The 8,592-nt window shown below is 74.9% G+C and carries 7 protein-coding genes and 1 pseudogene; 5 read left to right on the top strand and 3 right to left on the bottom strand.

What is annotated here, in order from left to right; all coding sequences use genetic code 11:
- The first annotated feature begins 1,218 nt into the window (after nt 1-1,218).
- Nucleotides 1,219-2,439: an MFS transporter gene (locus D476_RS0128975; RefSeq protein ID WP_017627383.1), complete on the top strand. Its 1,221-nt coding sequence runs from the start codon at nt 1,219-1,221 to the stop codon at nt 2,437-2,439.
- Here the strand turns inward: D476_RS0128975 and D476_RS0128970 are convergent.
- From D476_RS0128970 to D476_RS0128960, 3 genes are all read right to left on the bottom strand, one after another.
- Nucleotides 2,408-3,046 carry a TetR/AcrR family transcriptional regulator gene (locus tag D476_RS0128970; protein ID WP_017627382.1) on the bottom strand — a complete coding sequence of 213 codons (639 nt, stop codon included), beginning with the start codon at nt 3,044-3,046 and terminating at the stop codon, nt 2,408-2,410. The genes D476_RS0128975 and D476_RS0128970 overlap by 32 nt on opposite strands.
- A gap of 300 nt (nt 3,047-3,346) precedes the next feature.
- On the bottom strand, nt 3,347-3,943 hold the full coding sequence (locus D476_RS0128965; protein WP_051061869.1) for a DUF1707 and DUF4870 domain-containing protein: 597 nt from the start codon (nt 3,941-3,943) through the stop codon (nt 3,347-3,349).
- 189 nt (nt 3,944-4,132) lie between these two features.
- The gene (locus D476_RS0128960) at nt 4,133-4,927 is read right to left on the bottom strand and encodes a VOC family protein (RefSeq protein ID WP_017627380.1); all 795 of its coding nucleotides are present in this window, start codon (nt 4,925-4,927) and stop codon (nt 4,133-4,135) included.
- A 242-nt stretch (nt 4,928-5,169) separates the two neighbouring features.
- Between D476_RS0128960 and D476_RS0128955 the strand changes: the two genes are divergently transcribed.
- The 4 genes and pseudogenes from D476_RS0128955 (at nt 5,170) to D476_RS0128935 (ending at nt 8,575) form a co-directional block, all read left to right on the top strand.
- Entirely contained in the window at nt 5,170-5,724 is a 555-nt protein-coding gene (locus D476_RS0128955) for a hypothetical protein (RefSeq protein WP_026123953.1), read from the top strand.
- Between the two features lie 348 nt (nt 5,725-6,072).
- Nucleotides 6,073-6,648 carry a DUF4097 family beta strand repeat-containing protein gene (locus tag D476_RS34955; protein WP_017627378.1) on the top strand — a complete coding sequence of 192 codons (576 nt, stop codon included), beginning with the start codon at nt 6,073-6,075 and terminating at the stop codon, nt 6,646-6,648.
- A 171-nt stretch (nt 6,649-6,819) separates the two neighbouring features.
- A pseudogene (locus D476_RS34950) lies at nt 6,820-7,781 on the top strand (ATP-binding cassette domain-containing protein).
- A 2-nt stretch (nt 7,782-7,783) separates the two neighbouring features.
- Nucleotides 7,784-8,575 (top strand): ABC transporter permease, encoded by a 792-nt coding sequence (locus tag D476_RS0128935; protein WP_017627375.1) that lies wholly within the window; start codon nt 7,784-7,786, stop codon nt 8,573-8,575.
- Nucleotides 8,576-8,592: the final 17 nt, after the last annotated feature.

Below are 8,592 nucleotides of genomic sequence, written 5' to 3'. Positions count from 1 at the left end.
CTTAAGGCTGCTTGCCGGGCGGCGGGCCGCCGGAGTGCGAGGCAGAGGGCGGCGACGGGGTGAGCGGGGCGGTTCCCGGGCCCTGCCTGCCGGGCGGCGGGCCCCTCGCGGTCCGGGAGGGGCGGCGCGGCCCCGGGGTTCGCGCTCTTCGGCACCCGGGGCGGCCCCCTGGCCCGCACTCCAACACCCACCATGGCCGTGACCTGGGTGAACACTCCGCGTTAAGTGCGGGCGGGGCCGGGAAACACGCCCAACGACGTTCCCAGCGCCCCCGGAGCGACGAACACCGCGATACCAGAACAGGTTCTCGAAACGAAATGCCCTTTTTCTGTCTGATTGGGGTGTTCGGCTCGGGCGCGGGGGCGGGCGCGGGACCGCCCGGACCCCTCCACCGGGCTCCCCGGGCCCGCGCGGGACCGATATCGGCTACACGCAGTGACACCAAGCCCGGCAAACGGCCCGGGCGTACCGTTTAGGGGTCTTCTGGCGCCGGATCCCGTTCGGGTATCGCGATGAACGCACGCCCGCACTGTTCGCCGGGCCGCCCCGGCCGTCGAACAGGGCGCGCGAGGCGCCCCGGCGCCCGGGAAACCGGGCGAAGCGGACACCGGGCCGGTAACAGCCTGACCGGAACCCGCCTTCCGGACCCGCGAGCACCCCCCGGGGCATCCTGCGCGGCGGAACCGCTGCGAGACCGCCGATCGCGTGGCGGTTCCACCACCCAGGACCACCGAACCCCTCCCCGCGTGCCCGTAATGCCCGGAATGCGTGCCGACGATCCGCCCCTCCACGCCCGGGCACCGGCCCGGCGGCCGCCACGAACGCGGGCGAGCACCCGCCCGCCCGGCCGCGCCGCCCCGCCCGGACCGCGAGGGGCCCGCCGGACGGCAGGCAGGGCCCGGGAACCACCCCGCTCACACCGTCGCCGCCCAACACGACGACCACCCGCGCGCCCACCGCCCGGCAACGGTGCGGCGAGGGCCACCGACCTCCGTCGTCGCCGCCCTCCACCTTGCGCTCCGGCGGCCTGTCGCCCGGCTGGGGCCGTGAGCGGGGTACCAGCCGAACCCTCCCCCGCCGGCCACGGTGACCGCGCACTCCATGTACTCGTCGGTGCTGCCGTGGGCCTCTCCCTCACCTCATGTTCGGCGCTGCTGTGACCCGGGACTCATTCGACGGCCTTCACAGTAGACAGACTTGTCTGTCTATACTCCTTTCATGACGACCCCACCCACCATCGCCCCGTCCGCGGCGGGCGGGGCGGCTCCGGCCGTCGGGGCCCTTCGGCTCGCCGCGTCCGGGATGGCGCTCATCGCCGCCGCCTACGGCATCGCCCGATTCGCCTACGGCCTCTTCGTGCCCGCCTTCCGGGACGAGTTCGGGCTCGGGGCGGCGGCCGCCGGGCTCATCGCCTCCGGAAGCTACGCCGCCTACTGCGCCGCGATCGCCGCCTCTATGCTCCTCTCCGGCCGCCTCGCCCCCCGCCGTGTCGCCGTGGCCGCAGGGGCCCTGGCCACGGTGGGGACCGCCCTGGTCGCCGCCGCCCCCTCGCCCCCCGTCCTCGCCCTGGGCATCCTCATCGGGGGCGCCAGCACCGGTCTGGCCTCACCGCCCCTGGCCGAAGCCGTCGCCCACCACCTCGCCCCCTCCCGCAGGGACCGCGTGCAGAACGTCGTCAACGCCGGAACCGGGGTCGGCGTGGCGGTGTCGGGCCCGGTCGCCATGGTCGCCGGTGCCCACTGGCGCCCGGCCTGGCTCGCCTTCGCCCTGCTGGCCCTCGCCGCCACCATCTGGGTCGCCCGGACGGTGCCGCCGGGGCCGACCCGGAACGGGGGACCGGCGGGGGCGGGGGGAGAACGGTCGGCCCTCGCAGCGCTGCTGCCCGACCCGCTCCTGCGCNTCCCCCCCGCCGCTGCCGCCATGGGCGCGGCCGCGTCGGCCGTGTGGACCTTCGGGCGCGACCTCGCCGTCGCCGAGGCCGGGCTCGGGCCCACCGCATCCGTGGCCATGTGGACCGTCCTGGGCGCCGCCGGAACCCTTGGGGCGTTCACCGGCGAGCTCGCCTGTCGGGCGGGCCTCCGGCGGGCGTGGGCCCTGTCCATGCTCGCCCTGGCCGCCGCCACCGCCGCACCGGCGCTGGTGCCCGCCGTCGCACCCGCGGCGGCCACCCCGGCCGCGTTCGCCGCGGCCGCCCTGTTCGGCGCCGTCTACACCGCGCTCACCGGGCTGCTGCTCCTGTGGGGCATCCGCCTGTACCCGGACGCCCCCTCGTTCGGGGTGGGTGCGGCCTTCCTGATGATCGCCGCCGGTCAGACAGCCGGGGCGCCGCTGGCCGGGCTCGCCGCCGACACGTGGTCGCTCACCGCCGCGTTCGTGCTCGCGGCCGTCGCCGCCGTGCTCGGCGCCCTCATCCGCCCGCGGGCCGGTGCGCGGCGATGAGCGCCTCCGCCGCGCCGCGCGCCGCGCCCATCGCCCGCGCGCGGCCGTCCACCACGGCGGCCACGGTCGCCCCCTCGAACACGGTGAAGAGCTGCTCGGCGAGGGCCTCGGCTTCGCGCACACCGAGGTCGGCCGACAGTTCACCCAGGTAGGAGCGCATCCACCGCTTGTGGTCGGCGATGACGCGCCGCCCGGGATGGCCGGGGTCGGGCAGCTCGGCGGCGGCGTTGACGAAGGCGCACCCGCGGTAGGCCTCGACCTCCCCCTCCAGCCAGGCGTCGAGGGTGTCCAGGACCGCCGCGATCCGCGCCTCGGGCCCGGTGCGGGCCCCCCCCGCCGCTACGAGGCGCTCCCGCCACCGGCGGTCGCGCCCGCGGAGGTAGGCCGCGACGAGTTCGTCCTTGGAGCCGTAGTGCTTGTACAGGGTCATCTTCGCCACGCCCGACCGGGCAATGACGGTGTCGACGCCGGTGGCGCCGATCCCGTTCTCGTAGAACAGTTCGGAGGCCGTGTCCAGGATCCGCTGCGCCGCCGGGCTCTGGGCCCGCCGCTCGTCGGCCGCGGCCTCCGCCGTCCCCGCCGCCTCCGCCGTTCCGTGCACGCTCATCGGCCGTCCCCTCGTCCGTCCTCGTCCGGCTCCCGCGGCCCTTCCGCTCCGCTCGGAACCGTCTCTTGACTATACAGACCCGTCTATTCATCATCCTTGTACAGACAAGTCTGTCTACCCAGATGGACGCCGGACACGTGAGGGAGACCGATATGGACCCACTCGCCCGCCCCTGCCGACGCCTGGCCGCCGCACTCGCCCGGTTCCACCGCGACCTCGACCGCGGCCTGGCGCTCATGCACTCCTCCGGCGCACCGCCGCCCGCGGCGCCCCGCACCCCGGGATCCGCGGCCGCCCGGGTCAGCCGTCCTTCACGGGACGCCAGGTGAGCGGGTACCGCCACCGGCCGCCCATCAGCGCCACCAGGCCCGCGATGGCCGGAAGGAAGAGCCACCCCATCAGCATCAGCATCGCCGCGAGCGCGGGCAGCACGAGGAAGAACAGCCCGAACCCGATGATCGATCCGACGACCACGGTGAGCTGGTAGTTCAGCGCCTCCATCGCGTGGCGGCGCACGAAGGGCGAGGTGTTCCCGCGCAGCAGCAGGACCAGCAGCGGTCCGACGGGGAGCATCAGGTACCCCGACGCGTGCGCGGCCCCCGCCCAGACCTTGTCCTCCCCGGACGGCGGGGCCTCGGGGGCCGCGGGCGCCTGCGGCATGTGCGGCGCCGCCGCGGCGGAGGACCCGGGCACCGCCAGGTCGCGGAAGAGCGGCTCCAGCTCGGCGGGGAACTTGGCCTTCATCGCCACGGCGAGGCGCTCGTCGAGCTCCTCCTCGTCCAGGCGGCCGTCGGCGTAGGCCTCCTGCAGGCGCTCCGCCGCCTGGTCCCGGTCGGCGTGGGTGAGCCTGACCTGGGGGACCTGGCCCGGACGCGGGATCGGATCATGCACGGCCACGTTCACTCCTCCGCTCGCCGGACCGCCCCTGCCCTTCCATCATGCCCGCGCCGACTCACGCGCCGCATCGGGGATGGCCCTGACACGACCCTGAACCGGCGGGATCTCCGGCCCCACATGGGGAACGGGGGGCGGTCCCGGGTTTCAGCGTATCCACGGACACCGCCCCCCGCCATCGCCGGGCGCACCTCACTCGGGCCCGGGCTCCAGCAGGACGAAGTCGGCCCCGGCCGGGTCGGTGCACACGGACAGGCGGCCCACGCCCGGGGCGTCGTCGGGCCCCATCATCACGCCGCCCCCGGCGGGCTCCACCGCCGCCGTCGCCGCGGCGCAGTCGTCGACCTGGAACACCGGGTGCCAGTCGGCGTCGCCCCCGGTCAGCTGCAGGTTCTCGGCGGGCATCTCCATCATGCCGCCGTGCATCCGCTCCGGCCCCGCACCGGCCGGGGTGAGCAGTGTGTACGTGCCCCCGCCGCCGGGCAGCTCGGTGTCCTCGAAGGACCAGCCGAAGACCTCGGTGTAGAAGGCCCGCGCACCGGCCGCGTCGGTGGTCCACAGCTCGGCCCAGTTGAGGGCGCCGTGGGTGTCGGCGGCCTCGAAGCCCGGGAAGGCCTTGGGCTGCCACACCGCGAAATCGCCGCCCTGGGGGTCGCTGAACTGGGCCAGCGCCCCCAGCCCCATGACGTCCATGGGGGCGGCCCGGACGGTGCCGCCCGCCTTGGCGACCGCCGCCGCGGTCGCCTCGGCGTCGGGCACGGAGTAGTAGACCGTCCAGGCGGGGCGCCCGTCGTCCTCACCGAGCGGGCCGACCGCGCCGACGGTCCGTCCGGCGGACTTGAAGAAGGTGTAGCCGCCGGTGTCGGGGCCGGCCGACTCGGTCTCCCAGCCGAGGACCGACCGGTAGAAGTCGGCGGCGGCGTCGGTGTCGGGCGCGCCGAGGTCGACCCAGCACGGGGAGCCGGACAGGAAGTCGGTGGTGATCATGGCGTGTTTCCTTCGCCGTCGGATCGGTGACCGGTATATCCGGACTGCCTTTGAGTGTGAGCCCCGCCACTGACAATCTCGCCCTACGGGCGGCAAAGACCGGCACCCGTCCGCCAAATCCCCTCCGCACCCCCTCCACCAGGGGCCGTTCGCACCCGCGCAGCCGGGGGGCGTGTCGCCGCCACCGCGTGACACCACCCGGGCGCTTGACATGATGTCATCAATGACGCCATAATGACGTCATGGATTTGACGCCGTTTGTCGACGACCTCCGCCGCCAGCTCCTGACGGCCGCCGAGGCCGGGGGCGAGGACACCCGGGTGATCGCCGAGCGCCTGACCGCGGCCCTGGACCCGGCCGCGCGCCTGGCCCTGCTGGACGCCCTGTCCTCGGCCGCCGACGAGATCACCCGCGACGTCGCCCCCGGCTCGGTCGAGGTGCGGCTGCGCGGCGGGCGGGCCGACTTCATCGTGACGCCACCCCCGGCGGCCCCCTTCGGGCCCGCAGGCGACGCCGCTCCGGCGGCACCGCGACACCACGGTGACGTCACCCCGGAGCCCCCGGCGCCCGCCCGCCCGCTGCCGCAGGAGGCCGACGACGGCGGCACCTCGCGCATCACGCTGCGCCTTCCCGACCGCCTCAAGCCGCGGGTCGAGGAGGCCGCCCGCCTCGAAGGCCTCTCGGTCAACGCCTGGCTGGTCCGCGCCGTCGGCGCGGCCCTCGACCCGGGGGCCGGGGCCGCCGACCGGAACACCGGCCGCCGGGTGGGCCGCGGCTACACCGGCTGGGTCCGCTGACCCGGCCGGGCGCCCCGCCTCCGCCCTGACGCCACCGGGCCGCCCCTGAGCGCCGCCGGGCGCCACCGGGCGCCGACAACCGAACCGACCGCACGCCTTCGGCCCGCGAAGGCGCCCACCACCGCCAGACGGGGAGCCTGTCATGCCCGAATTCTCCACGCCCGAGCCGATCACCGCCGACATCGACCTGGTCGCCGGAGGCGTCCTGGTCAGCGCCACCGACCGGACCGACACCGTCGTCGAGGTCCGCCCCCGCGACCCGGGCAAGGACGCCGACGTCCGCGCCGCCGAGCGNGCGGGGGCGCCCGCCTCTCGGTCGTGTCGCAGAAGTCCTCAGCCCTCGGCCGCATGCTCCAGAAGGGCGTGGTCGACGTGACCGTCGAGCTTCCCGCCCGGTCGCACGTGCACGCCACCAGCGGGTACGGCAACATCCGGTGCGAGGGGCAGGTGGGCACGGCGAGGATCACCACCTCCGCCAGCAACATCACCGTCGACCGGGCGATGGGGAACGCCGAGCTCACCGCCTCGAACGGGTGGGTCCGCGCCGACACCATCGACGGCTCGGCGACGATCAGGAACACCGGCGGATCGATCGCCCTGGGGACGGTCACCGGACCGCTCCGTATGGCCACCTCCCACGGCGACCTCACCGCCGAGCGCACGCTGGAGTCCGTCGAGGCGCGCACGCCCTACGGCGTCATCCGGATCGGCGAGGTGGTCCGCGGGAGTGTGAACCTCCAGACCAACTACGGAGAGGTGGAGATCGGCATCCGCGAGGGCACCGCCGCCTGGCTGGACGCCGACTCCGAGCACGGCACCGTGCACACCTCCCTGGAGGCCGCCGAGGGCCCGGAGTCCTCGGAGGAGACGGTCGAGGTGTACGCCCGCTCGGCCTATGGCGACGTGGTCATCCGCCGCGCCTGACGCCGACCGCCGCACCGCCGGTACGACCCGGCGCCTGTAAGGCCGGGCGCCCCGGAACACCCATCCCGCCGACTCCGCCACCGACCGGGTGCGGGCCCCACCGGGCCCACACCCTCCAGATACATCGGATCATCGGATGAAACGTGCCACGTGCACGGAAGAGAGGACGACATGACACCGCCCCCCGCCCGTACGGCCGTCGCGGCCACCGGGCTCCGCAAGTCCTACGGCGACCAGACCGTGCTCGACGGCATCGACCTGGACATCCCCGCCGGGACCGTCTTCTCCCTGCTGGGCCCCAACGGCGCCGGAAAGACCACTATGGTCAAGATCCTCACCACGCTCATCGGCGCCGACGGCGGCCGGATGCGCATCCTCGGCCACGACCCGGTCCGCGAGCCCGACGCGGTGCGCGCGCAGATCGGCGTCACCGGCCAGTACTCCGCGGTCGACGGCCTGCTCACCGGCGAGGAGAACCTGCGCCTGATGGCCGACCTGCACCGGCTGGGCCGCCGCACCGGGCGCAGGCGCGCCGCCGACCTGCTGGAGCGGTTCGCCCTGACCGACGCCGCCCGCAAACCGGCCTCCGCCTACTCCGGGGGCATGCGCCGCCGCCTCGACCTGGCGATGAGCCTGGTCGGCGACCCGCGCCTGCTCTTCCTCGACGAGCCCACCACCGGACTGGACCCGCGCAGCCGCCGCGGCCTGTGGGACATCATCCGCGGCCTGGTCGCCGACGGGGTCACCGTCTTCCTCACCACCCAGTACCTGGAGGAGGCCGACCGGCTCGCCGACCGGATCGCGGTGCTCGACCGCGGCGCCATCGCGGCCGAGGGCACCGCCGACGAGCTCAAGCGGCGCGTCGCCGGGGGCCACGTGCGCCTGNGCCGGGCGCCCGCCGCGACGACTCCGCGCTGGCCCTGCAGGTCCCCGGCGACACCGGAGTGGCCGGGCTCCGCTCGCTGCTGGCCCGCCTCGACGACGCGGGGATCGCGGTCGGCGAGCTGTCGGTGCACACCCCCGACCTCGACGACGTCTTCCTCGCCCTCACCGGGCACGGCACCGGCGACGGCCCCCACGGCGGCACCGACGCCCCGAACTCCCCCGTCCACGCCCAGCGAAAGGCGGCCTAGCCATGACCGCGCTCACCCACGCCCTCGGCGACTCGGCGACGATGGTCCGCCGCCAGGTCGTGCACATGTGGCGGTACCCGTCCGTGACGCTGATGCTCGTCGGGATGCCGATCCTCATGCTGCTGCTGTTCGTCTACGTCTTCGGCGACGCCTTGGGCACCGGGCTCGGCGGCGCCTCCGGCGGCCGGGCCGCCTACCTCGACTACATCGTGCCCGGCATCCTGCTGATGACGATGGCGTCCACCGCGCAGGGCACCGCCATCTCGGTGGCCATGGACATGTCCGAGGGCATCGTCGCCCGGTTCCGCACCATGGCCATCGCCCGGGTGTCCGTACTGACCGGGCACGTCGTCGGGAGCCTGTTCCAGGCGCTGTTCAGCGTCGCCGTCGTCACCGGGGTGGCGCTGCTGCTCGGGTTCCGCCCGTCCGCCGGTCCGGGGGAGTGGCTCGCCGCCGCCGGGCTGGTGCTCGTGGTCTCCTTCGCGCTGACCTGGCTGACGGTGGCGCTCGGCATCGCGTCCGGGAGTGTGGAGACCGCCGGCAATGTGCCCATGCCGCTGATGTTCCTGCCCTTCCTGGGCAGCGGGTTCGTGCCGACCGACACGCTCCCGGCGGGGCTGCGGTGGTTCGCCGAATACCAACCCTTCACCCCGGTCATCGAGACCCTGCGGGGGCTGCTGATGGGGACGGGGACCGCCGACAGCGCCCCGCTCGCGCTCGGCTGGTGCGCCGCCATCGCCCTGGCCTCCTACCTGTGGGCCAAGAGGCTGTACAACCGCGACCCCTCGGTGTGACCGCCCCGGCGGCCCGG

Source organism: Nocardiopsis chromatogenes YIM 90109 (genome assembly GCF_000341185.1).
Taxonomy (GTDB): domain Bacteria; phylum Actinomycetota; class Actinomycetes; order Streptosporangiales; family Streptosporangiaceae; genus Nocardiopsis_A; species Nocardiopsis_A chromatogenes.
The sequence above is the reverse complement of the archived record's forward strand: the minus strand, read 5'-3'. Positions and strand labels throughout refer to the sequence as shown.